At 45.8% G+C, this 25,316-nt stretch carries 19 protein-coding genes and 6 tRNA genes; 22 read left to right on the top strand and 3 right to left on the bottom strand.

The window, feature by feature from the left end; genetic code table 11:
• Positions 1-59 precede the first annotated feature (59 nt).
• The 6 genes from ACTS60_RS01970 to ACTS60_RS01945 all read left to right on the top strand — a co-directional run bounded on the left by ACTS60_RS01970 (position 60) and on the right by ACTS60_RS01945 (position 725).
• Positions 60-135: transfer RNA gene (locus tag ACTS60_RS01970), tRNA-Gly, on the top strand.
• A 39-nt stretch (positions 136-174) separates the two neighbouring features.
• Positions 175-251 (top strand) — tRNA-Met (locus ACTS60_RS01965).
• A 51-nt stretch (positions 252-302) separates the two neighbouring features.
• Positions 303-378: transfer RNA gene (locus ACTS60_RS01960), tRNA-Gly, on the top strand.
• 50 nt (positions 379-428) lie between these two features.
• Positions 429-504 (top strand) — tRNA-Gly (locus ACTS60_RS01955).
• Between the two features lie 34 nt (positions 505-538).
• Positions 539-614: transfer RNA gene (locus ACTS60_RS01950), tRNA-Gly, on the top strand.
• A 34-nt stretch (positions 615-648) separates the two neighbouring features.
• Positions 649-725, top strand: a tRNA-Met gene (locus ACTS60_RS01945).
• Positions 726-1,332: 607 nt separating this feature from the next.
• Here ACTS60_RS01945 and queG read toward each other — a convergent pair.
• The gene (queG, locus tag ACTS60_RS01940) at positions 1,333-2,460 is read right to left on the bottom strand and encodes a tRNA epoxyqueuosine(34) reductase QueG (protein WP_440886918.1); all 1,128 of its coding nucleotides are present in this window, start codon (positions 2,458-2,460) and stop codon (positions 1,333-1,335) included.
• A gap of 295 nt (positions 2,461-2,755) precedes the next feature.
• Between queG and tsaE the strand changes: the two genes are divergently transcribed.
• From tsaE to hflC, 8 genes are all read left to right on the top strand, one after another.
• Positions 2,756-3,220: a tRNA (adenosine(37)-N6)-threonylcarbamoyltransferase complex ATPase subunit type 1 TsaE gene (gene tsaE / locus ACTS60_RS01935; RefSeq protein WP_440886917.1), complete on the top strand. Its 465-nt coding sequence runs from the start codon at positions 2,756-2,758 to the stop codon at positions 3,218-3,220.
• Positions 3,214-4,941 (top strand): LysM peptidoglycan-binding domain-containing protein, encoded by a 1,728-nt coding sequence (locus tag ACTS60_RS01930; RefSeq protein ID WP_440886916.1) that lies wholly within the window; start codon positions 3,214-3,216, stop codon positions 4,939-4,941. Before tsaE ends, ACTS60_RS01930 begins: the two co-directional genes overlap by 7 nt.
• A gap of 18 nt (positions 4,942-4,959) precedes the next feature.
• Positions 4,960-7,005, top strand: a complete 2,046-nt coding sequence (gene mutL / locus ACTS60_RS01925) for a DNA mismatch repair endonuclease MutL (protein ID WP_440886915.1) — start codon at positions 4,960-4,962, stop codon at positions 7,003-7,005.
• Positions 7,002-7,934, top strand: coding sequence for a tRNA (adenosine(37)-N6)-dimethylallyltransferase MiaA (miaA, locus tag ACTS60_RS01920; RefSeq protein ID WP_440886914.1), 933 nt, complete (start codon positions 7,002-7,004; stop codon positions 7,932-7,934). The genes mutL and miaA overlap by 4 nt, the downstream gene beginning before the upstream one ends.
• A 193-nt stretch (positions 7,935-8,127) precedes the next feature.
• Positions 8,128-8,391: an RNA chaperone Hfq gene (hfq, locus tag ACTS60_RS01915; protein WP_005438329.1), complete on the top strand. Its 264-nt coding sequence runs from the start codon at positions 8,128-8,130 to the stop codon at positions 8,389-8,391.
• Between the two features lie 38 nt (positions 8,392-8,429).
• Positions 8,430-9,719 (top strand): ribosome rescue GTPase HflX, encoded by a 1,290-nt coding sequence (gene hflX / locus ACTS60_RS01910; RefSeq protein WP_440886913.1) that lies wholly within the window; start codon positions 8,430-8,432, stop codon positions 9,717-9,719.
• A gap of 45 nt (positions 9,720-9,764) precedes the next feature.
• The gene (gene hflK, locus ACTS60_RS01905; RefSeq protein WP_010444004.1) at positions 9,765-10,967 is read left to right on the top strand and encodes an FtsH protease activity modulator HflK; all 1,203 of its coding nucleotides are present in this window, start codon (positions 9,765-9,767) and stop codon (positions 10,965-10,967) included.
• Positions 10,968-10,969: 2 nt separating this feature from the next.
• Complete coding sequence (hflC, locus tag ACTS60_RS01900; RefSeq protein ID WP_440886912.1) at positions 10,970-11,950, top strand: protease modulator HflC; 981 nt, start codon at positions 10,970-10,972, stop codon at positions 11,948-11,950.
• Between the two features lie 98 nt (positions 11,951-12,048).
• On the opposite strand, the gene ACTS60_RS01895 is transcribed toward hflC, so the two are convergent.
• Positions 12,049-12,234 (bottom strand): DUF2065 domain-containing protein, encoded by a 186-nt coding sequence (locus ACTS60_RS01895; protein WP_440886911.1) that lies wholly within the window; start codon positions 12,232-12,234, stop codon positions 12,049-12,051.
• A 173-nt stretch (positions 12,235-12,407) separates the two neighbouring features.
• Here ACTS60_RS01895 and ACTS60_RS01890 point away from each other — a divergent pair, with 173 nt between their 5' ends.
• Both ACTS60_RS01890 and motX read left to right on the top strand, forming a co-directional pair.
• Positions 12,408-13,724, top strand: a complete 1,317-nt coding sequence (locus ACTS60_RS01890; RefSeq protein ID WP_010443999.1) for an adenylosuccinate synthase — start codon at positions 12,408-12,410, stop codon at positions 13,722-13,724.
• A 231-nt stretch (positions 13,725-13,955) separates the two neighbouring features.
• On the top strand, positions 13,956-14,591 hold the full coding sequence (gene motX / locus ACTS60_RS01885; protein ID WP_440886910.1) for a flagellar protein MotX: 636 nt from the start codon (positions 13,956-13,958) through the stop codon (positions 14,589-14,591).
• A 106-nt stretch (positions 14,592-14,697) separates the two neighbouring features.
• Here the strand turns inward: motX and hmpA are convergent, their stop codons facing one another.
• Positions 14,698-15,882 carry an NO-inducible flavohemoprotein gene (hmpA, locus tag ACTS60_RS01880; protein ID WP_038884078.1) on the bottom strand — a complete coding sequence of 395 codons (1,185 nt, stop codon included), beginning with the start codon at positions 15,880-15,882 and terminating at the stop codon, positions 14,698-14,700.
• A 111-nt stretch (positions 15,883-15,993) separates the two neighbouring features.
• On the opposite strand from hmpA, the gene nsrR reads away from it, so the two are divergent.
• The 6 genes from nsrR to ACTS60_RS01850 all read left to right on the top strand — a co-directional run bounded on the left by nsrR (position 15,994) and on the right by ACTS60_RS01850 (position 25,208).
• Complete coding sequence (nsrR, locus tag ACTS60_RS01875) at positions 15,994-16,419, top strand: nitric oxide-sensing transcriptional repressor NsrR (protein ID WP_010443993.1); 426 nt, start codon at positions 15,994-15,996, stop codon at positions 16,417-16,419.
• Positions 16,420-16,536: 117 nt separating this feature from the next.
• Positions 16,537-19,029: a ribonuclease R gene (gene rnr / locus ACTS60_RS01870; protein WP_440886909.1), complete on the top strand. Its 2,493-nt coding sequence runs from the start codon at positions 16,537-16,539 to the stop codon at positions 19,027-19,029.
• A 75-nt stretch (positions 19,030-19,104) separates the two neighbouring features.
• Entirely contained in the window at positions 19,105-19,848 is a 744-nt protein-coding gene (gene rlmB, locus ACTS60_RS01865; protein ID WP_005432756.1) for a 23S rRNA (guanosine(2251)-2'-O)-methyltransferase RlmB, read from the top strand.
• A gap of 111 nt (positions 19,849-19,959) precedes the next feature.
• Positions 19,960-20,646, top strand: a complete 687-nt coding sequence (locus ACTS60_RS01860) for a phosphoglycolate phosphatase (RefSeq protein WP_440886908.1) — start codon at positions 19,960-19,962, stop codon at positions 20,644-20,646.
• A 117-nt stretch (positions 20,647-20,763) separates the two neighbouring features.
• Positions 20,764-21,801 carry a tryptophan--tRNA ligase gene (gene trpS / locus ACTS60_RS01855; RefSeq protein ID WP_010443985.1) on the top strand — a complete coding sequence of 346 codons (1,038 nt, stop codon included), beginning with the start codon at positions 20,764-20,766 and terminating at the stop codon, positions 21,799-21,801.
• Positions 21,802-22,259: 458 nt separating this feature from the next.
• Positions 22,260-25,208: an ExeM/NucH family extracellular endonuclease gene (locus ACTS60_RS01850; protein ID WP_440886907.1), complete on the top strand. Its 2,949-nt coding sequence runs from the start codon at positions 22,260-22,262 to the stop codon at positions 25,206-25,208.
• Positions 25,209-25,316 lie beyond the last annotated feature (108 nt).

Below are 25,316 nucleotides of genomic sequence, written 5' to 3'. Positions count from 1 at the left end.
CAACCAAATCTAAAACAGTTTGAAGATTATTTTTGATAATATTCAGGCCGTTGAGAGATGCGACACTAGCTCAGTTGGTAGAGCGCAACCTTGCCAAGGTTGAGGTCACGAGTTCGAACCTCGTGTGTCGCTCCAATTTGATAGCCCTCATTGTGCTTAACAATGAAATACGGACGCGGGATGGAGCAGCTTGGTAGCTCGTCGGGCTCATAACCCGAAGGTCGTCGGTTCAAATCCGGCTCCCGCAACCAAATCTAAACAGCTTGAACGTTATTTTAATAGCATTCAGGCCGTTAAAAGATGCGACACTAGCTCAGTTGGTAGAGCGCAACCTTGCCAAGGTTGAGGTCACGAGTTCGAACCTCGTGTGTCGCTCCACTTTTCTCAAGGTGGAAAGCGAAAGCCCTCATTGTGCTTAACAGTGACATGCGACACTAGCTCAGTTGGTAGAGCGCAACCTTGCCAAGGTTGAGGTCACGAGTTCGAACCTCGTGTGTCGCTCCAATTTATAGCCCTCATTGTGCTTAACAGTGACATTGCGACACTAGCTCAGTTGGTAGAGCGCAACCTTGCCAAGGTTGAGGTCACGAGTTCGAACCTCGTGTGTCGCTCCAGTTTCTATTATCGTATTAATCGGTAATACATGGACGCGGGGTGGAGCAGCTTGGTAGCTCGTCGGGCTCATAACCCGAAGGTCGTCGGTTCAAATCCGGCCCCCGCAACCAATTTTCAAGCGATAGTTTCTAGTAATTTACTTAAACCATCGATGGATGTAACTTTCATTGTTTGAAGCGTTACAGCCAGTCACATCGCTCTTTTCATAATGCTGAGAAGCATCAATCCCTAAAAAGCAAAACTCTAATCCGCATCGAATGATGTCGGACGATTTCGTTTGTGTTTTAAACATGATAAAAGTCGACCGACCAATGAATAATCTGATGTTCGGGGCACTTTCATACCTTTAATTAACAGAGTTATCCACATATTCTATTCTGTGGATAAGTTGGTTGATAAAGTGTTTTCTGTTCAGGGTTTATAGGTTGTAAAGAAAGATCTTTTCTAAATTCGACGGTGATAAAACTTTTCACTAAATAGCTAAGTTGTTGTTATTTATGGTAAAAGGTTGATTTATTGCGGATCGGGTGCGTTAATTTTGGATCATTACTTTGTGTTTTTTTGATCCTAATCATTTCTTTAAGCTGTGTTTAACTTTTTTGAATAGCTCAATTTCACAAGACTTAAATCTTTTTTTCCACATTTCAGAATTTGAGAACAAAATCATGATTTGCTTATGCAAAAAGTGTTTTCAATCTCTTGCATATGAGCTACGCGCTAGGCGTCTCGTGGAAGCCCTTTTTCTACGATTCTAATTAAACGCTTCTTTTTCGTATCGATAGAACCTGATTCATTGGTTGGCAGTTGATTGAGCTGTTGTGCCAAAGCCCACTCGATGTGCTCATCAAGTAACTCACTTTCACCACGCCTCGTTTCTAAGGCATCTATCGCTCTTTGACTGTAGTCTGCATTACCAAGTGCGATAGATATATTACGTAGCCATTGCAGGTGCCCAATCCGACGAATAGCTGACCCTTCCATTTGGCTTAGGAACGTGACTTCATCCCAATTGAACATGGTGATCAGATCTGGCTCTTCAAAACTTTCACGGCGATGGAAGTCGTCTTGCTCGGTAATTTCAGCATAGCGGTTCCAAGGACATACCAACTGGCAGTCATCACAGCCATAGATACGATTTCCCATTGGCTTGCGGAACTCTTCAGGGATCACACCATCAAATTCAATAGTGAGGTAAGAGATACAACGTCGAGCATCCACCACTTTCTCATCTACGATGGCTTGTGTTGGGCAGGATGTGATGCATGCTTTACACTTGCCACATTGATCGACACTTGGCTCATCGACTGGCAATGGTAGGTCAATCAACAATTCTCCGAGAAAGAACCAAGAACCACAGTCTTTATCCAAAATGAGTGAGTGTTTACCGGTCCAGCCTAATCCTGCTTTCTGTGCCAATGGGCGCTCAAGGATTGGGGCGGAATCGACGAATGGGCGATAGCCAAATTGTCCGATTTCTTGCTCAATAAGTTTGCCAAGCTTATTAAGCTGCTTTCTCACCAATTTATGGTAATCACGCCCTAGTGCGTAGCGGCTGATGTAAGCATGGTTTTTGTTTGCCAAATTAGAAGCAAATCTCGCCTCTGGTGGTAGGTAATCCATACGCACGCTGATCACTCGCACGGTTCCTGGTAAAAGCTCATTTGGCCTGGCACGCATCATGCCATGACGGGCCATCCAGTCCATTGAACCGTGATAGCCAGCGTCGAGCCACTTTTGCAGAGCGGTCTCATGTTCACTAAGATCAACATCGCAGATCCCTACTTTTTGAAAGCCGAGCTCTTTACCCCAAATTTTAATTTGTTGTGCGAGTTGTTCGTAGTTCATATTAACCACCAAGATAAAGGGGGGCGGATCTTACAGGATCTAAGTCAATGGTGCTACCTGAAAGTCGAGCAGATAACACAGAGAACGAATTTTGAAACAAAGTCATCAAAAGTTGATTTAGACATGAGTAATTCTGCTTATGCACTCAATAGATTCAGGTAATTAGGTTTTGTCTTATTGGCATTTTTTTCGCATATATGACATTTGAGAGCTTGTCTCTCAAAACCAACACAGTTTACTATTCCTGTTCTTTTGATTTTTATATAGTCAACGATCATTAGTTAGAGAAGCATCAATGAGCACGAAACAATTTAATCTTAAAGATGAGCATGCAACGGTAGCACTTGGAACCGCATTGGCTCAGCTTTGTTCTCAGCAAACCACTATTTATTTGCACGGCGATTTAGGTGCGGGTAAAACAACATTTAGCCGTGGTTTTGTCCGTGCTCTTGGTCATCAAGGTAATGTAAAAAGCCCGACCTACACGTTAGTCGAACCTTATCAATTGGATAAGTGGCAAGTTTACCACTTTGATCTTTATCGTCTTGCGGATCCTGAAGAACTGGAATTCATGGGAATCCGAGACTATTTCACTGATGATGCAATTTGTTTAGTTGAATGGCCTGAAAAAGGACAGGGATTGCTACCGAAGCCAGATCTTGATATGAACATTCGCTATCAGGGTGAGCAGCGTATCGCTGAACTAACTGCAAATAATGAATATGGTGAGCAACTACTCAGTCAATTGGAGCTATGTTGAGTCTTTCAAAATTTAGAACAGTGGCGGTGTTAGTCGCCACTTTTCTCCTTATTATCCCTAATTTAGCCTTTGCTAACGTCGTCAAAAGTTTCCGAGTTTGGCCTTCTCCTGATGAGACTCGAGTTGTCATCGATTTAAGCGCGGAGGCTAACTATTCCTATTTCTCTCTCTCTGGGCCAGATCGCTTAGTGGTGGATCTCAAAAACACCTCTATGAAAGCTAAGCTGCCTGTTACCGTAACGGACAGTCCAGTATTGAAGCGCGTCCGTAAGAGTAGTCCACCAGATAAAGACACTTACCGTTTGGTCTTTGAATTAAAGAAAAGTGTTAAAGCTGAGCTATTCAAACTCAAGCCAACACCTGGAGGTCAATATGGCCACCGTTTGGTGATTGATTTGTCGCACGGTGCGCAAAAGTCGACGACCACGAGCACGTCAAAACCAGGTAAGCCAACGTCACCTAGTAAAGACATGAGTACGGTGCATCGTGCACAAGAGATTTTAATCGCGATAGATCCAGGCCATGGTGGTGAAGACCCTGGCTCGATAGGCCCATCGCGTCGTAAGTATGAAAAAGACGCGGTATTGAGCATTGCTCGTAAGATTTCAGACCAATTGAATGCCGTTCCTGGTATCAAAACACGTATGACTCGTACCGGCGACTACTTCGTCAACTTAAACCGTCGTGTTGCAATTGCTCGTGAGAATGACGCTCATCTGTTGATCTCCATTCACGCTGACGCATTTACCTCACCTAAACCACGCGGTGGCTCGGTATTTGTGTTGAACACTCGCCGCGCGAACACTGAGATTTCTCGCTGGGTGGAAAATCATGAGAAACAATCAGAGTTGCTTGGTGGTTCAGGTACGGCGTTTGTTAGTAACTCCAGTGATCGCAATGTGAACCAAACCTTATTGGATCTTCAGTTCAGTCACTCTCAAAAGGAGGGCTATAAGTTAGCGACTGAGATTTTGGGCGAGATGGGCAAAGTTGCTCGTCTACATAACTCAAAACCAATTAATACCAGCCTTGCGGTATTACGTTCACCACAGATCCCATCAGTATTGGTTGAGACTGGTTTTATCTCTAACCCGACTGAAGAGAAGTTGCTATTCCAACGTTCTCATCAAGATAAGCTGGCGCGAGCGATAACCAAAGCTGTTGTGAAGTACTTGAAAGATAATCCGCCAGAAGGGACCGTTTTCTCGTCTTCCGCGAAGCCAATCGTTCATACGGTGAAACGTGGCGAATCGCTTTCTGTGATCGCGAAGAAATACGGAACGTCAACCAAAGCGATCATGAGCGAGAATAAGCTCAAGTCCAGTGGCTTGGCTGTAGGGCAGAAGCTAAAAATCCCTGGAATAGGGGCAGCTTCGATTGCTATTTCGAATAAGCCAAATACCGTTGAAACAGAGACCATTACCCACACCGTCAAGTCCGGTGAGTTCCTTGGTAAGATCGCAAGTCACTATAAAGTAAAAATCGCCGATATTCGCAGGCAGAACAATCTTAAATCGGATACCTTGTGGGTCGGTCAGAAATTGAAGATCACTGTGGCGGTGAAAGACAAACCTATTCGTAAGCATAAGGTTACTCGTGGTGAGTACCTTGGCAAGATTGCATCGAAATATGGTGTTAGTGTCTCGAATATTCGTAAAGCGAACAACCTACGCTCTGATGAGCTGGCAGTAGGACAAGTGCTGATTATTCCAAACAAGTAAGTGAGCTTATAACTCATCATGACCATTAAAATTTTGCCAGCGCGATTGGCAAACCAAATCGCGGCAGGGGAGGTGGTTGAAAGACCCGCTTCTGTCGTGAAAGAGTTGGTAGAAAATAGTCTCGACTCTGGGGCGACCCGTATCGATATTGATATCGAGAAAGGTGGTGCCAAGCTGATTCGTGTGCGCGATAACGGCAAAGGGATTGTGAAAGATGAGTTAGGCCTAGCGTTAAGTCGTCATGCGACCTCGAAGATCCATACTTTGGATGACTTGGAAGCGATTATGAGTTTGGGGTTTCGTGGTGAGGCGCTAGCGAGTATTAGTTCGGTATCGCGCTTGACCATGACTTCTCGACCAGCTGCACAAGAACAAGCGTGGAGCGCCTACTCTGAAGGGCGCGATATGAAGGTCAAACTCCAGCCGACCGCACACCCAATTGGTACCTCGGTTGAAGTGTTAGATCTGTTCTTCAATACGCCCGCTCGTCGTAAATTTCTTCGTACCGAGAAAACCGAATTTGCCCACATCGATGAATTATTGAAGCGCATTGCATTGAGCCGCTTTGATGTCACCATCAATGTCCGTCACAACGGTAAGATGATCCGTCAATACCGTGCCGCAAAGAATCAGCTTCAAACTGAAAAGCGCATTGCTGCGGTATGTGGTAATGCCTTTGTGCGTAATATGCTACGTATCGAATTGGAGCATCAAGGACTCAAGCTTCACGGCTGGATTACTACGCCGGAAGGGGCGAGGCAGCAAAGTGATTTGCAATACTGCTACGTGAACGGTCGCATGATGCGTGACAAACTGATCAATCATGCGATTCGTCAAAGTTACGAAACCAGTCTCAAGCCGGATCAGTTTGCTGCGTATGTACTATTTATTGAGCTCGATCCACATCAAGTAGATGTCAACGTACATCCTGCCAAGCATGAGGTGCGTTTCCATCAAGCACGCTTAGTGCATGATTTTATCTATCAAGCACTGGCGGATGCTCTTGCGCAAAGCTCAGTGATTGATAAACCGCACGTGAACCAATCTGCGTTTCACCATGCAGATCCCGCCGAGACAGTAGAGCCATTTGAGACGATGACGTCTGCTCCTGAAACAGCAAGTTCGCCGGAGCCAATAAGTACACCGGAGCAAAGCGGTTCACCTGTACTTGAGCGAGTGTATCAAGCGATTGATAACACACCCGCCTATCCGGGGCGCTCGGACTATGAAACGAAACCTCGCGATAGGGCATCAAGTGACGCTTCTGTACGAGAAGCGCGCGTGGCGGATTCCTTTAAACGAACAGACTGGATTGAATCAAAGCCTGCGCCTAAACCGAATTCGAATAAAGAGCAGCGTCATGCTGAGCCTGCACCAAGCAAACAAGAAGTGCGTGCTTATCATGAATTGCTTCAGACGCCAGATTTTGAACCACAGGCTGAAGCTACGCCGGCTACAGTTAGCTCTCGAGATGAACCTGCTTTACCTCCTGTTACTGCGCTGAGCAAAGCTCTGGCTGTGGTGGACGAGCAGTTTGTTTTGATGAGTAGTGATAGCGGTGTGGCTTTGGTTGCACTGCCAAGGGCTGAGTACTATCGAACAAAAGGACAGCTCACACCAAGTGAAGGGGCTCTAAAAGCTCAACCGCTACTGGTGCCGCTATCGATTAAGTTGGAAGCGGATCTGGTCCAGCTTGCACAGGATTATCAACAAGATTTTGCTCAGTTAGGTATTCAGTTAAAGGCCAGAAATGATAAAGCACTAATGGTGATGGGAGTGCCTTCACCACTGCGCCAACAAAACTTACAAAATTTGATACCAGATCTGTTATCTTACGCGCAAACTCGCGTGACGGGAGAGGTGGCAACGGCTCTGCTGTTATCTGAACTGATAGATTGGCTTGCTTTGCAGGTCACCACCGTTAAGAGCCACTATACTCTTTCCGAAGCCATTCAAATTATTGCGGAACTTGAACAGCTAAGACATGGTCAATTGCCATTAGAAGACACAAAATTTGTGTCTGCTGTTGATTTCTCTGCCACGATTGCCAAATTAAAGCCATGACAGACAAACTACCTTTGGCCCTCTTTTTGATGGGACCAACTGCATCAGGTAAAACAGAGCTAGCGATTCGCCTGCGTCAGAAGTACCCGGTTGAGATCATCAGCGTGGATTCGGCGTTGATCTACAAAGATATGAACATCGGTACAGCGAAGCCAGATGAGTGCGAGCTAAGTCTAGCGCCACATCGCCTTATTGATATTCTTGACCCTAGTGAAGCGTACTCTGCGGCGGACTTTCGCCGTGATGCATTGCAGGCAATGGATGACATTGTTGCAGAAGGAAAAATTCCGCTCTTAGTCGGCGGTACTATGCTGTATTACAAAGCGTTACTTGAAGGCTTATCACCTCTTCCTGCTGCAAATCCTGAAATTCGTCAGCAAATTGAGCAAGAGGCATTGACTAAAGGTTGGTCGGTGTTGCACGATGAGCTGAAAGAGATTGATCCTGTATCAGCTGCGAGAATTCATCCAAACGATCCTCAGCGTTTATCGAGGGCATTGGAAGTGTTCCGTATTTCAGGTAAAACTCTTACTGAGTTGACTCAAACGAAAGGCGATAGCTTACCGTATCGAGTCAAACAGTTTGCAATAGCTCCCAAGGACAGGGCAGAACTTCACCGTCGAATTGAACTACGCTTCGAAAAGATGATGGAGGCAGGTTTTGAAGATGAGATGAAAGCGCTGTATGCGCGTGATGATCTTCACCCTGATCTTCCGTCAATCCGTTGTGTTGGTTACAGACAGATGTGGGAGTATTTAGACGGGGAGTGCACTCGTGATGAAGCCATATTTCGTGGCGTCTGTGCAACTCGTCAATTGGCCAAGCGTCAAATCACCTGGTTACGCAGCTGGAATGATTTAACTTGGTTGGATAGCGACAACATTGAACAAGCACTCGAAACCATGTCAGAAGCAATAGCATCTGATTGAGATAGCTGTGTATAATGTGATCGTTTTTGCGTGATCGCACTCTCAAAGGATCTGTTATTGGCGGTTTTTATACTATGCTGCTAATTACTTAGGGTGCATTTTGATTCGTTTAGCTCAGATGCAAAAAGTAGTACCTTTTGCATTGCACCGCTAGCTAAATAATTACAACTACAAATTAAATAAGGAAAATAAAATGGCTAAGGGGCAATCTCTACAAGACCCATTCCTAAATGCGCTACGTCGTGAGCGTATCCCGGTATCTATCTACCTTGTGAACGGTATCAAACTACAAGGTCAGATCGAATCATTCGATCAGTTCGTGATTCTATTGAAAAACACTGTAAATCAAATGGTGTACAAGCACGCTATCTCTACAGTTGTTCCGGCTCGTCCAGTGAGCCACCACAGTGGTGATCGTCCTCAAGGTGATCGTCCACAAGAAAAATCTGAAGATTAATTCTTCATTTAGTATTGTTAAAATAAGGAGTTGATTGCTTGTTTGACCGTTATGAATCCGGTGAGCGAGCCGTACTTGTTCATATCAACTTCACGCAAGAAGGTGAATGGGAAGATCTGGCTGAATTTGAAATGCTGGTTTCTTCCGCTGGGGTTGAGGCGCTGCAAGTTGTCACTGGTAGTCGTCAATCCCCACACCCGAAATACTATGTCGGAGAGGGTAAGGCACAAGAAATTGCTACTGCGGTACAATTAACTGGTGCTGAAATTGTGATTTTTAATCACTCCCTCTCTCCTGCCCAAGAACGTAACCTCGAAGCACTGTGCAAATGTCGAGTCCTCGACCGCACTGGTCTCATCCTCGATATTTTTGCCCAACGAGCACGAACGCACGAAGGTAAGCTGCAAGTAGAGCTAGCCCAACTTCGTCATATTTCTACTCGTTTGATTCGTGGTTGGACGCACCTTGAAAGGCAGAAAGGCGGTATCGGTCTACGTGGACCGGGTGAAACTCAGTTAGAAACTGACCGTCGATTATTGCGTGATAGAATCAAAGCCATCCTTCGCCGCCTTGAAAAAGTTGCGAAGCAGCGTGAACAAGGGCGTCGTGCCCGAAACCGAGCCGAAATCCCAACGGTTTCTCTTGTGGGCTACACCAACGCGGGTAAGTCGACACTCTTCAACCGTATTACAGAAGCTGGCGTTTATGCCGCAGATCAACTGTTTGCTACTCTTGATCCTACTTTACGTAAGATAGAGTTAGCAGATGTAGGGCCTGCAATACTTGCAGATACCGTTGGTTTTATCCGACATCTACCTCACGATTTGGTTGCTGCCTTCAAAGCAACCTTGCAAGAAACGCAAGAAGCTGACATTTTGTTACATGTTGTTGATGCCAGTGATGAGCGTTTTCGTGAGAATATTCAAGCTGTTCATGAAGTTTTAGAAGAGATCGACGCACATGAAGTGCCGACGCTCGTAGTAATGAACAAGATTGACAATCTAGAAGAGCAAAAACCTCGTATAGAACGTAATGAGGAAGGCGTACCTCGTGCAGTCTGGGTTTCTGCGATGGACGGATTGGGCATTGATCTCCTATTTGATGCGCTGACAGAACGTTTGGCGTCGCAAATGGTTGAGCATCAGTTGCGAATTCCTCCACAGTATCAAGGACGATTCCGTAGTACATTCTTCCAAATGAAGTGTATTCAACGTGAGGAATATGACCAGGAAGGTAACTTGTTGATCGATATTCGAATGCAACAGGTAGATTGGTCTAGACTTGAAAAAAGAGAAGGGGCAGTTTTAGTCGACTTTATAGTCACTTAAAGGACTGCTACAGTATAACGTCATATCAAATGATGGAGCTTTCTAATGGCGTGGAATGAGCCTGGAAATAACAACGGCAACAATGGCCGCGATAATGACCCTTGGGGTAATAATAATCGTGGTGGCCAGCGTCCTGGTGGCCGAGATCAAGGTCCGCCAGATTTAGATGAAGTGTTCAGTAAACTGAGTCAAAAGCTGGGTGGCAAGTTTGGTAAAAAAGGCGGCGGTGGTTCTTCTATCGGCGGTGGCGGTGGTGCAATTGGCTTCGGCGTAATTGCAGTTATTGCGATTGCAGTGTGGTTCTTCGCTGGTTTTTACACCATCGGTGAAGCAGAGCGTGGTGTTGTGCTGCGTTTAGGTAAATACGACCGTATCGTAGACCCAGGTCTGAACTGGCGTCCTCGTTTTATTGATGAATACGAAGCGGTTAACGTACAAGCGATTCGTTCGCTACGTGCATCTGGTCTAATGCTGACTAAAGATGAAAACGTAGTAACGGTAGCGATGGACGTTCAATACCGTGTCGCTGACCCATACAAATACCTGTACCGCGTGACTAATGCAGACGACAGCTTGCGTCAAGCAACAGACTCTGCGTTACGTGCAGTAATTGGTGACTCACTAATGGATAGCATCCTAACAAGTGGTCGTCAGCAAATCCGTCAAAGTACTCAAGAGACACTAAACCAAATTATCGATAGCTACGATATGGGTATCGTGATTGTTGATGTGAACTTCCAGTCTGCGCGTCCGCCAGAGCAAGTTAAAGATGCGTTTGATGATGCAATCGCAGCGCGTGAGGATGAAGAGCGTTTCATCCGTGAAGCAGAAGCATACAAGAACGAAATCTTACCGAAGGCAACAGGTCGTGCTGAGCGTTTGAAGAAAGAAGCGCAAGGTTACAACGAGCGTGTAACCAACGAAGCTCTTGGTCAAGTAGCTCAGTTTGAAAAACTACTGCCTGAATACCAAGCTGCACCAGGTGTAACGCGTGATCGTCTGTACCTAGATGCGATGGAAGAAGTGTACTCAAGCACATCTAAAGTGCTGATTGACTCTGAATCAAGCGGTAACCTTCTATACCTTCCAATTGATAAGTTGGCTGGTCAAGAAGGTCAAACAGACACTAAACGTAAATCGAAGTCGACTTCAACGTACGATCACATTCAATTAGAGTCTGAACGTGCTCAGCAAGACACTTCGAACACACAGTCTCGTTCAACTGGTTCACGTCAAGGGAGATACTAAGAATGCGTAAGTTAATGATCCCTGTATTGGTAATCGCACTGGCATTAATGCTGATGTCACTGTTTGTGATTCCTGAAGGTGAGCGTGGTATTGTGGTTCGATTCGGTCGTGTCTTGAAAGATAACAACGACATCACTCGTATTTATGAGCCGGGTCTGCATTTCAAAATGCCACTGTTTGATCGAGTTAAGCAGTTAGATGCGCGTATCCAAACAATGGATGGCCGTGCTGACCGTTTCGTAACGTCTGAGAAAAAAGACGTAATCATTGATACCTACGTGAAGTGGCGTATTGAAGATTTCGGTCGTTACTACCTTGCAACTGGCGGCGGTAACACACTGACAGCTGAAGCGCTTCTTGAGCGTAAGGTAACTGACGTACTACGTGCAGAAATTGGTTCTCGTGAAATCAAGCAAATCGTATCTGGTCCACGTAATAACGACGTACTTCCAGAAGACGCAAGCAGTGATGAAGTGAGTACTGAAGCAGCTCGTGAAGCCTTGGAAATCGATGGCGAACGTGACCTAATCATGTCTGAAGTGTTGAAAGACACGCGCGATAGTGCAATGAAAGACTTGGGTGTTCGCATCGTTGATTTCCGTATGAAGAAGATCAACCTACCAGATGAGATCAGTGAATCTATCTACCGTCGTATGCGCGCAGAGCGTGAGTCGGTAGCGCGTAAGCACCGTTCTCAAGGTCGTGAGAAAGCAGAAGTTATCCGTGCGCAAGCTGAGCTTGAAGTGGCAACAATTCTTGCAGAAGCAGACAAAACAGCTCGTGTAACACGAGGTGAAGCGGATGCAGAAGCAGCGAAGATCTACGCGAATGCGTACAACAAAGATCCTGAGTTCTTCAGCTTCCTACGTTCTCTAAAAGCTTACGAAAAATCGTTCAGCTCTAAGAGTGACATCCTTGTTCTGGATCCGAAGAGTGAGTTCTTCCAATACATGAACAATGCGAAAGGCGCAGAAGCGAAATAAGCTAAGCGTTACAGCAAATTAAAAAGGCTCCGTGATGGAGCCTTTTTTGTATCTTTTGGTATCTGTTGGATAAATATCGGATAGGCACCGCGAGTATGTTAACTCATCATGATGGCGATCACGGCGCCCGCTACCACTAAACAACCGCCAATGCGACGCAACTGGTTATCCGGTTGCTCACTTAACTGAGCGACCATGTTGCGCCAACCATTTGGAACGATCAACGGTCCAATACCTTCAACGATCAATACTAGCCCTATCGCTAGCCAAATAGACTCTGACATCATGATCCCTAGTCGAATTCTGAAAAGTAAATATTATCAGTGATGTAGTGATTTCGAAATGAGTAAGATTGGCGAGTTTGCATTCTGGTATCCACTCTGTGAACAAAAAATGACTGCAAGAAGTGTGATTCGGTGCTAGAATCCATTTTTAACTAGCAATCAGACTTGGAAAGATGGGAAATAACGTAGTCGTTCTAGGCACCCAATGGGGTGACGAAGGTAAAGGTAAAATTGTAGACCTTTTAACTGAAGATGCAAAATACGTGGTACGCTACCAAGGCGGTCACAATGCAGGTCACACACTTGTAATTGACGGTGAAAAAACCGTTCTTCACTTAATTCCATCAGGTATCCTTCGCGATAACGTAAAATGCGTTATCGGTAACGGTGTTGTACTATCGCCTGAAGCTCTAATTAAAGAAATGAAACCTCTTGAAGAGCGCGGCATTCCAGTACGCGAACGTCTTTTCATTTCTGAAGCATGTCCTCTAATTCTTCCTTACCACGTTGCAATGGACCAAGCTCGCGAAATCGCTCGCGGTAAAAAAGCTATCGGTACTACTGGCCGTGGTATTGGTCCAGCATACGAAGATAAAGTTGCTCGTCGCGGTCTACGCGTTGGCGATCTATTCGATATGGAATCTTTCGCTGAGAAACTAAAAGAAGTAATGGAATTCCATAACTTCCAACTAGTTAACTTCTACAAAGCTGAAGCAGTAAGCTACGAAGAAGTACTTGAGCAAGCGAAAGGTTACGCTGAACTACTAACTTCTATGGTTATCGACGTAACTGACGAACTAGACGCAGCACGTAAGCGCGGCGACAAGATCATGTTCGAAGGCGCACAAGGTACGCTACTTGATATCGACCACGGTACTTATCCATACGTAACTTCTTCTAACACAACTGCTGGTGGTGTTGCTGCAGGTTCTGGTTTCGGTCCTCGTCACATCGGTTACATCCTTGGTATCGCGAAAGCTTACTGTACTCGTGTTGGTGCAGGTCCATTCCCGACTGAACTATACGACGGTCTAGACAAGCAAGATCCAGTAGGTAAGCACCTAGGTGAAGTGGGTCACGAGTTCGGTGCGACAACAGGTCGTCTACGCCGTACTGGTTGGTTCGATGCTGTTGCTATGCGTCGCGCAATCCAAATCAACTCTGTATCTGGTTTCTGTCTAACTAAACTAGACGTACTAGATGGTCTAGAAGAGCTAAAAATCTGTACTGGTTACAAGATGGAAGATGGCTCTACGCTAGAAGTTTCTCCGATGGCTGCGGAAGCATTTGAAAAAGCGACGCCTATCTACGAAACAATGCCAGGTTGGTCTGAGAACACATTCGGTGCAAAATCAATCGACGAGCTACCACAAGCTGCTCTAGATTACATCAAGCGTATCGAAGAGCTAACCGGCGTGCCAGTAGACATCATCTCAACTGGTCCTGACCGTAACGAAACCATCATTAAGGTTCACCCATTCGAAGCTTAATCGATACTCGTTAGAGATTTTTAAAAACCGGCTATGATGGCCGGTTTTTTTATATTTGTGAATTAGAACCATTGGTGAAAAATCGTACTCGATATGGCAAGTTGTTGCCGTTAAGATTAGACAGGAGGCAAAATTTGCCTAAAGCTTAACTAACCTTTGCCGATAAGGTAATCAAGCAGAGGAGATCCTTGGCTGATCTTTGGTTTCTTAGATACCTTAAAGAGTACATATATGAAGTTACGAACAGTGGCTGCTTCACTGTTATTGATGCTGAGTGCAACATCGGCTAAGGCAAATGTTGCCGATGTAGGGGCGCCAGTTCCTATCTACACCGAAGCAGAATTGATTAAGCTTATTGAGCAGAATAAGCACCTAGAGCGCGTGCGCGCTGATAACTGCCAGCTAGTGGAAGATATCGTGGCACGTGCGACGCGCATTAACTTGCCGTCTTATGAATTCCTTTATGGCGATATGCTTGCGTGGGGCGTGTGTGTAGAGCAAGACGTAGAGCTTGGTCTTTACTACATGGAAAACGCAGCCCACCAAGGTTTACCTGCTGCGTTAGAGCAACTTGGCCGCTACTACTCTCGTGGAACTTTAGTCCAACAAGATAAAGAACGTGCGATCCCATACCTGCGTGAAGCCGCATCGATGGGCAACTTGAATGCGCGTATTCATCTTGCCGAACTATTACTGCGCGATTACGGTAGCCCGCTCGACTACGAAGATGCCTACCGTTGGTTGTATAACTCGGTGACTGCGGATAAGAGGCAATATAAGCGTATTGCGATGCTGAGAAATGGTCTTGAGCAACGTATGCCGCAAAACATTATTGCGCGAGCCAAGCGCCGCGACACCTTCTGGTAAATCTACTCTTAAAATACCAGTAACTTCATAAAGCTCTGCGAATAGATACAACAAAGCCCACATCATGTGGGCTTTATTGTTTTTCCCGACGAGTAATCGTGAGCGATTAAACGACTTTGTGTGGACCGAAGCACTCGTAATGGAACTGCTCTTGCGCTACGCCAAGCTCAAGCAGTTGTTTCGCGACGTGCTGCATAAAGCCAACCGGGCCACAGAAGTAGACTTGTACGTTGTCTTGCTTAAGAGCAGCTTCAATTTCATTTAAGTTGACGAAACCCGTGAATTGGAAGTCTTCACCAATCTTATCTTCTGCTGTTGGTTGGTTGTACCAAACCAACGAGTTCATGTTTTCTTTTGCATTCACGATTTGGTTTACGTGCTGTTTGAATGCGTGCTGTTGGCCGTTTTCTGCTGCATGCACCCATGTTACTGGCGCTTGGTGCTCAGAAAGGCTCTCAAGCATCGATAGAGTCGGAGTTAGACCAACGCCCGCTGACACCAAAACAACTGGTGTAGCCGCGTCCACATCCATAAAGAAATCACCCGCAGGTGCAGCAAGTTGTACCTTATCGCCGATATTCAACTCATCGTGAAGGAAGTTCGATACTTTACCGCCTTGTTCGCGTTTTACCGAGATACGGTAAGTATTTTCTTGAACCGCAGAGGATAGGCTGTATTGGCGAATCTCTTGGTTTTCGAACTTATCGCTGTTGATGTAGATACCTAGGTATTGACCCGGTTTGTACTCAGAAACCACTTCACCATCGGTTGGTTTGAAAACAAAGCTACAGATGTTTTCACTTTCAAGCTGCTTGCCCACCAACTCAAATTCACGCAGCCCACGCCAACCACCTTGAAGTGCAGCATTCTCTTGGTAGATTTGCTCTTCACGTTGAATGAACACGTTTGCAAGTACGCCGTAAGCTTCTGCCCATGCGTCAATCACTTCCTGACCCGGAGAGAACAACTCATCGATAGTCGCCAGTAGGTGTGTACCAACGATTTGGTACTGATCTTTAGTGATCATAAAGCTGGTGTGCTTGTGGGCGATCTTCTCTACTGCACCAAGCAGTGCTGGTAGGTTATCGATGTTGGCTGCGTAAGCACAGATTGCATTAAATAGAGCTTCACGTTGGTCACCGTTACGCTGATTGCTCATGTTGAAAATGTCTTTCAACTCAGGGTTATGGGTGAACATACGATCATAAAAGTGTGCGGTTAACTTTGGACCAGTTTCTGCAAGCAGTGGTGCGGTTGCTTTTACGATATCAATGGTTTGGTTGCTGAGCATAATGGCTTCCTATTTAAAGTTGTATTTATAATGCATGTTTAAAGTTGTATCTCAAATGTATCTTTCGATCAAGAAAAGATTTACACTTTTGCTACTAGAGAGGATAGCAATATGCAGTTAACCAGCTTTACCGATTACGCGCTAAGAACCCTGATTTACTTGGCTTCACTGCCTAAAGATGAGCTGACAAATATTACTGAAGTGACTGATTTATTTGGTGTATCACGGAACCATATGGTGAAGGTGATCAATCGCCTTGGTCAGCTTGGCTATGTGCACACCGTTCGCGGGAAAAATGGCGGTATTCGTTTATTGAAGGCTCCAGAAGAGATTACCGTGGGGGGAGTCGTGCGCGATTTAGAGCCGTTAGATTTGGTGAATTGCTCCGTGGAATTTTGTCACATCACGCCAGCATGCCGCCTAAAAGAAAAGCTCGCCAAAGCGAAAATGGCTTTTCTTGCGGAATTGGATGGCTGCACGATTGAAGAACTATTGAGTGATAATTCGGAACTGCTAATCTTACTTGCTCGTCCATAGTGTTGTTTACGCCTTTAAAATCCTCTTACTAAGACTCTTTTTTAAAGCAATTTCTGTAGCTTATCGAGAGACTCGGATATACTAGCTCTATACCTTCCTTGCTAGATAGGCGTGCCTATGTCAGACAACATTCCCAACGATCCTTTCGCAGATCGTGAATCCAAAAATTACGAAAATCCAATCCCAAGCCGAGAGTTTATTCTTGAGTTTCTAGAAGAAGCGGGCGTGCCGATGAATCGCAATGATTTGTTCGAAGCGCTGAAACTTGAAGGTGAAGAGCAGTACGAAGGTTTGCGCCGTCGATTGCGTGCAATGGAGCGTGATGGTCAGCTCGTGTTTACGCGCCGTCAGTGCTACGCGTTGCCAGAAAAGCTAGAGATGGTGAAAGGTTACGTAATTGGCCACAAAGATGGTCATGGTTGGGTTCGCCCAGAAGGCAGTGTTGGCAAGGATAATGACATTGTGCTGCCACATCACCAGATGAAACACATCATCCATGGTGACTACGTATTGGTGCAACCAACCGACAACAGTAAACGTGGTCGTCGTGAAGGGCGTCTTGTGCGCGTTTTAGAAGAGCGCAACACGCAGATCGTGGGTCGTTTCTTCCTTGAATACGGTTACTCATACGTTGTCCCTGATGACTCGCGCATCAGCCAAGACATCCTGATCCCAAATGAGCACAAAGCGGGTGCCCGTATGGGTAATGTGGTTGTGATTGAGATCACCGACCGTGGCTCTCGCTCACGTGGCATGATGGGTAAAGTGGTTGAAGTCCTTGGTGAAAACATGGCGCCGGGCATGGAAACACAAATTGCAATCCGTACCCACCAAATTCCACACGATTGGCCTGCAGCCGTCGATAAACAGATCGAAAATCTGGGCGAAGAAGTTCCAGAAGAAGCAAAAGAAGGTCGTGTCGATCTGCGTGACTTGCCGCTAGTAACCATTGATGGCGAAGACGCTCGTGACTTCGATGATGCCGTTTACTGTGAGAAGAAAAAGAGCGGTGGTTGGCGCCTATGGGTCGCGATTGCTGACGTAAGTTACTACGTACGTACAGACTCTGCGCTGGATAAAGAAGCCATCAACCGTGGTAACTCGGTGTACTTCCCATCTCAAGTTGTGCCAATGCTACCTGAAGTGCTGTCAAACGGCTTATGTTCGCTTAACCCGCAAGTTGATCGCTTGTGTATGGTGTGTGAGATGACCATCTCTGACACCGGTAAGCTATCAGGCCACAAGCATTATGAAGCGGTGATGAATTCGCACGCTCGTCTGACTTACAACAAAGTAGGCGCAATTCTAGAAGGGGATGAAGAGCTACGCTTGCGTTATCACGCCGTCGTTCCTCACCTTGAAGAGCTGCACGCGATGTACAAAGTACTTAAAGAAGCGCGTGATAACCGTGGTGCGATTGAATTTGAAACCGTTGAAGCTAAGTTCATCTTCAACGCGGATCGTAAGATTGAAAGCATTGAGCCAGTGATTCGTAACGACGCACATAAGATCATCGAAGAATGTATGATCCTAGCCAACATCGCTTCAGCGTCTTACGTCGAGAAAGCGAAAGAGCCAGCCTTGTACCGTGTTCACGAATCTCCGGGTGAACTGCGTTTGCAAGGCTTCCGTGATTTCCTAAGCGAGCTAGGCTTGGATTTGAAAGGTGGCCTAGAGCCATCACCAACTGACTATGCAGATTTAGTAAAACAAATCGCAGAACGTCAGGACAAAGAGCTGATTCAAACTATGCTGCTGCGCTCAATGAAGCAGGCGGTATACAACGCAGATAACGCGGGTCACTTTGGTTTGGCTCTGAAACGTTACGCGCACTTCACGTCGCCAATTCGTCGTTACCCAGACTTGCTACTACACCGCGCAATCAAATATCTGATCGCGAAGGAAGAAGGTCGCAACCAAGATCGTTGGACGCCAACTGGTGGTTACCACTACTCGTTTGACGACATGGACTTCTACGGTGAGCAATGTTCGATGACAGAGCGCCGTGCAGACGATGCAACCCGTGAAGTAGCTGATTGGTTGAAGTGTGAATACATGCAAGACCACGTTGGCGACGAGCTTGATGGTGTTATTGCCAACGTGACCAGCTTTGGTTTCTTTGTTCGTCTGACTGAACTACATATTGATGGGTTGGTACACATTTCAACGCTCGCGAACGACTACTACCAATTTGATCCGATTGGTCAAAGACTTATCGGTGAAAGCTTCGGTAACATCTATCGCCTAGGCGATGCGGTGAAAGTGAAAGTGCTTGCGGTTAACTTAAATGACAAGCAAATTGACTTTGAATTAATCGAAACAAGCCGTAAGCTACGCGGCAAAGGTAAGACTGCGAAGAAACGCGCAGCAGATGCCAAACGCAAAGCAAAAGAGAAAAAACGTGCGGCAACCAAAGGTGGCACTCGTGCAACACCTGCGATTGAACCAACCAAGCGACCAGAACCTGTAGAAGCAGAAAAACCTCGCAAAAATGGAGCAAAACGCAGCGACACTGAAGGCGCTAAAAAGCCGAAAGTGAAGAAAGCACGTAAGAAAAAGCCACACAGTAAGCCGAAGAAGACTAAGCGTACCAAGAGCGACGCAGAGTAGGCTGAATCGCCAATCTAGTCTGGATTAAAAGGGTAGATTGGCGCAGGCAATACGACCAGAACAACAGGTTAAACAATGAGTAACGAATTTATTTACGGCATTCACGCAGTGAAGGCGGTATTGGAACGCGAACCAGAGCGTTTTATCGAAGCATATGTACTAAAAGGGCGTCAAGACGATCGCTTAATGCCGATCCTGAACGATCTTCAGGTGTGTGGCGTTTCGATTCAACAAATGACACGAAAAACCCTAGACGACAAAGCGAACGGTGCTAACCACCAAGGTATTATTGCGCGTGTTAAAGCGGCAAAACAACTCAATGAAAACGACATTGATGGCATCCTAGCACAGCATGAATCACCACTGCTGTTGGTACTAGATGGCGTGACGGATCCACACAACTTAGGTGCTTGTCTTCGTAACGCAGATGCAGCAGGCGCTGCGGCGATCATCGTACCGAAAGATCGTTCTGCACCAATGAACGCAACAGTAAGCAAAGTAGCTTGTGGCGCAGCAGAAGTTGTGCCATTGATCCGAGTGACTAACTTGGCTCGTACTATGCGTACACTGCAAGAGCAAGGCATCTGGTTTGTGGGTACTGCGGGCGAAGCAACGCACGATATCTACCAAGCAAAACTGACTGGTCCTCTTGCTATCGTAATGGGAGCGGAAGGGGACGGCATGCGTCGTCTGACTCGCGAAACCTGTGATGATTTGATTAAGATCCCAATGGCAGGTAGCGTTTCAAGCCTGAACGTCTCTGTGGCATCTGGCATTTGTTTGTTTGAAGCGGTTCGTCAGCGTATTGCTGCAAAGTAACGGCTAAACAAATAGTTAGTGTAAAGTCAGACACAATGATAAAGACAAAGGATGGGATGCCATCCTTTGTTGTTTTCACCGATTCATAAATAAAAAATCTTCAGGGAAGTTATGACTCAACAAGAGATTAAATTCATCGCCTTCGATCTTGATGGTACCTTGCTTGATAGCGTGCCAGATCTCGCGGTAGCGGCTGACCAAGCAGTGCAAGCGCTTGGCTTTCCATCGGTTTCAGAAGAGCAAGTTCGTGATTACGTTGGTAACGGCGCAGACGTGTTGATCGGTCGTTCACTGAGCCAAAGCCTGACCATCAACCCAGAATTGAGCGAAGAGCTTCGTGCAAAAGCGCGTGTGCTGTTTGATGATTACTACGAGCAAAGCGGTCACAAGCTAAGCCACCTTTACCCAACGGTAAAAGAGACACTAGCAGAGCTACACAAAGCGGGTTTTGTTATGGCATTGGTGACCAACAAACCTTCAAAGTTTGTGCCTGACGTTTTGGAAAAGCACGATATCGCAAAATACTTCGTTGATGTCCTTGGCGGTGATGCATTCCCAGAGAAAAAACCAAACCCAGTCGCACTGAACTGGCTGATGGAAAAACACCAAATCCAACCTAGTGAAATGCTGATGGTCGGCGACTCGAAAAACGACATTCTCGCAGCTAAGAATGCAGGTTGTGCCTCATTTGGCCTGACTTATGGTTACAACCATGGCGAGCCTATTTCAGCTTCAAATCCAGATTTCGTCGCTGACAGTTTGGCAGAATTATTGGATGTCGTAGCGGTTTCAGCATAACGGCGACAAAAGAGCTTCCAAAATACTCGTTAATGAGTACACTGAGTAAACCGTGCGCCCATAACAGCACGGTTTTTTTCATTTAAATTAGATTAAGAAGTCAAAGGAATCATTCTAATGAGCAAACCCATCGTATTGAGTGGTGTTCAACCTTCAGGTGAACTAAGTATCGGTAACTACTTGGGTGCTCTACGTCAATGGCAGCAGATGCAAGACGATTATGATTGCCAATACTGTGTAGTTGACCTTCACGCGATTACGGTTCGTCAGGACCCTAAAGCGCTGCATGAAGCGACGCTAGACGCACTGGCGATCTGTCTGGCAGTTGGTGTTGACCCGAAGAAGAGCACGCTATTTGTTCAGTCACACGTACCAGAGCATGCTCAACTTGGTTGGCTTCTTAACTGTTACACTCAAATGGGTGAACTGGGCCGTATGACTCAGTTTAAAGACAAATCTGCACGTTACTCAAACGACAGTTCAAGCCAGTTTGGTGATGTAAACGTTGGTTTGTTTGACTACCCAGTGTTGATGGCGGCTGACATTCTGCTTTACGGCGCGCACCAAGTACCAGTAGGTAGCGATCAGAAACAACACCTAGAGCTAGCGCGTGATATTGCGAACCGCTTTAACAACATCTACTCGCCAGAGCAGCCAATCTTCCAAGTACCAGAGCCTTACATTCCAACGGTAAACGCGCGTGTAATGAGCCTTCAAGACGCTACCAAGAAGATGTCTAAGTCAGATGACAACCGTAAGAACGTTATCACGCTGCTGGAAGAGCCTAAGTCGATCATTAAGAAGATCAACAAAGCGCAAACAGACACAGAAACGCCACCACGTATCGCTCACGATTGGGAAAGCAAAGCGGGTATTTCGAACCTAATGGGTCTTTACTCTGCGGCGACAGGCATGAGCTTTGAAGAGATTGAAGCGAAATACCAAGGCGTTGAAATGTACGGTCCATTCAAGAAAGACGTTGGTGAAGCGTTGGTGACTATGCTTGAGCCAATTCAGGCTGAATACCATCGCATCCGTGCTGACCGCGCTTACATGAATGAAGTCATGAAGCAAGGCGCTGAGAAAGCATCAGCACGTGCAGCTGAAACGCTGAAGAAAGCGTACGAAGCAGTAGGTTTTGTCGCTCGCCCATAGTGATTAGCTAAAGCAAAATCAGAATTTAAGAGCTCTACCATTGGTGGAGCTTTTTTTATGTCTTTTTATTAATTAGCAAAAGGCCCATTTATTTACTTTTAAAAAATGGGATTGAAATTAAAAATAGTGGTTTTTGATTTGGCTAAATTAGCATTTTATTATATTTGGTTTTAGCGATAGTTATGGGCTATTAATTTTAACTATTCAATTAACACATTGGCAGAATAAAAACTGAGTAATAACTCTAGTTTTTGATCTTTATCTCTTTAGTTACTGTATTTGTTACAAAAACTGTTTAAATGGATTGCCCTGGCATAATTTCTGATATCCACTTGTGACTTATTTCACGGCTTTTGCTGGTATTTCTTATTTATTTCATAAATAAACCTGATAGTAGGCACAAATGGTGGGCTCTGCTTAGGGCTTAGTTTGCATTTAAATAAATATCAGGTACGACAATGGATACGTTAATCAAACCCTCTTTACTTGCACTAACAATTGCCAGCGCGCTTAGTGCCAACGCTAACGCAGAAATTATTATCTCTCAGTATGTAGAAGGTGGCTCATACAACAAAGCGGTGGAGATCGCGAATACGGGTGATGCAGCAGTAACGCTAACAGGTTACGAGCTGGCGAAATCATCAAATGGTGATGGCGCTTGGGGTAGCAAAATTGACCTTAGCCAAGTAACACTACAAGCCAACCAAGTTTATGTACTGGCTCATGGTGACGCGAGTGATGCAATTAAAGCCGTTGCCGATATCACTGATAAAAGCGTAGCTAACTTCAATGGTGATGATCCGCTCGCATTGCTTAAAGATGGTGAAGTGCATGACATCATCGGTGTAATGGGTGATGTTGACTTTGGTAAAGACACCACATTAGTTCGTAACAGTGATGCGCTAACCCCTTCAGCCACCTATGATGCATCACAATGGACGGCGTTTGAGAAAGATAACATTGAGGGCCTTGGTGAGTTAAATTCGACTGAGCCACCAGCACCATTTGCGTGTGAAGTTAACGGTCAACAACCGAGCTTTACCACTATTCAAGATATCCAAGGTGAAGGTGCTACGTCTCCATTTATTGATGGTTACCCGTACATTACCGAAGAAGACCACTTTGTTACTGGTGTCGTAACTGCAGTAACAACAGGCTTGACCAAAGGCTTCTACCTACAAGCATTAGAGAATGACAACAACGATAAGACCTCTGAAGGCTTGTTCATTCATACTGATGCTGCTGATACCAACCTAAAAGCAGGCGATGTGGTTTGCGTGAAGGGTAAGGTTCAAGAGTACTACAGCAATACTCGACTTGCTTCTGATGCCAATAGCTACGTGAAGACAGGTACTTCAGATATTGATCTTGTTACCGACCTTATTATCAAAGAAGGTGAGACGCTACGTGATGCGCTAGAGCGTCATGAAGGTATGCAAGTTGAGCTGAAATCAGCAAGCGACTTGTTCGTGACTCGTAACTTCTCTTACGACTACGATTCGCGTCGCAATAACATGATGCTTTCGCATGAAGCCCCACTGTTTAAGCCAACTCAATTGCATGCGGCAGAAAGTGATGCAGCCGTTGAGCTAGCAAAAGACAACGCAGCAAACCGTATTTACATCGAGTCTGATGGTAAAGCGCCAAGCGGTCAAATTCCTTACTACCCAGATTTTGCGAAAGATGCAGACCAAGACGGTTCTTCTGAGCAGCATATTCGCCTTGGCTCGCGAGTAGAAGGTTTGCAAGGCGTCGTAGCGTACAGCTACAACGAGTACCGTTTGATTGCGACTAATGAAGTTGATAACACTAACTTTGTGACTTCCGATGAAGGCTTTGATGTTGCTCGTAAAGACGCACCTGCAATTACCGATTCAGACTTGCGTATTGCAAGCTTCAACGTACTGAACTACTTCACGTCAGTGGCTGACAGTGGTCATGAAAACCCAACCGGACAAAACCGTGGTGCGACTAACCTAGACGAGTTCCTGATCCAGCAAGCGAAAATTGTTGCGGCGATGAACAAGATGGACGCTGACATCATTGGTTTGATGGAAGTTGAGAATAACGGCTTTGGTGACAGCAGTGCTGTGAAGAATTTGGTTGACGCACTGAATGCTGAAATCGAAAACACCGAAGATCATTACACTTATGTTGAAATCGCGGATCAAGATAAATACCAAGACGAATACTTTGGTAGTGATGCGATCATGGTGGCGATCCTATATCGTGCCAATGCTGTGACACCAAAAGAAGCGGCGAAAGTGATTGTGACACCAGAGCAGCACATTGAAGAAAACACCATTACGCGTAATGACGGTGCGGAAGGCAACCCTGCTTATGACAAATACCAGCGTCATAGCTTGCTACAAACTTTCACGGTAAAAGAGACAGGTGAAGATTTATCTGTTGTCGTTAACCACTTCAAATCGAAAGGCTCTGAATGTATTGAAGAATGGATTGCGGGTGTAGAAGATTCAGAGCCTGCGGATCTTCAGGGGAACTGTAATAACTTCCGTGTGTCTGCTGCCAATGTGGTTGGTAATGCGTTGAAAGACATTAAAGGTGATGTTCTCGTCATGGGCGATCTAAACGCTTACGGCAAAGAAGATCCTCTACTAACGCTAACTGATTACTCAAAAGAGAAATACGGCCGCGATATTTACACTGCAGGTTACACAACGATTGGCGGTGGAGAACTTCAGGTAGAGAAAACCAAAATTGAAAAAGGCTACGGTTACCATAACCTGAACACCGTGCTGCATGGTGCAGATACTTTCTCATACACTTACTCTGGTGAGCTAGGTAACCTAGACCACGCACTGGCAAGCAACAGCTTGGCGCAGAAAGTGGTGGCGATTGAAGATTGGCACATTAACTCGTTAGAAAGTAACTTGTTTGAATACAGTAGCAAGTACACCGGTGACATGCCGAAGTATAAAGATGCATTCTCGGCGTCTGACCACGATCCAGTGATCATTGCGATTGATTTCCCAGATACAGACATCGATCTACCAAGCTCAGGTGATAACCTAGCCGTTGACGTACGTTTGCCACCAAACGCGGTTGTGGGTGATATCGTGACAGTAAGTCTAACGAAAGCGACTCAAGCAGCGTCATCAACGTCTGATACTGACGGTTATGAAGCAAATGCAACGCTGACACAAGTCGATATTGATGCCCGTAGCGTGAGCGTGGAGTTTGACAAAGCGCCGGCAGAAGGCCAATACGTACTAGAGGAGAAGGTGACAGACTCTACGGGTAACACCGTGAAGTTCAGCTCACAGCGTGATGTAACCGTAGAGAAGTCGAATACTACTCCGTCAGATGACTCTGATGGCGGTTCGTTTGGCTTTGGCGCGTTACTAGCGATGCTAGGTCTAGGTTTATTCCGCCGTCGTCGCTAAGCGAATTTATTTCCTGACAAACCGTCCTTAAATAGCTGTAAAGACCAAAGGCCAGCCTATGCTGGCCTTTTTATTCAGCAAAAACTTGCCTTTCTTGCTTGGTATAGC

The organism is Vibrio sp. WZ-1 (genome assembly GCF_052037695.1).
GTDB lineage: Bacteria > Pseudomonadota > Gammaproteobacteria > Enterobacterales > Vibrionaceae > Vibrio.
This window is presented reverse-complemented; position numbering and strand designations above follow the sequence as displayed.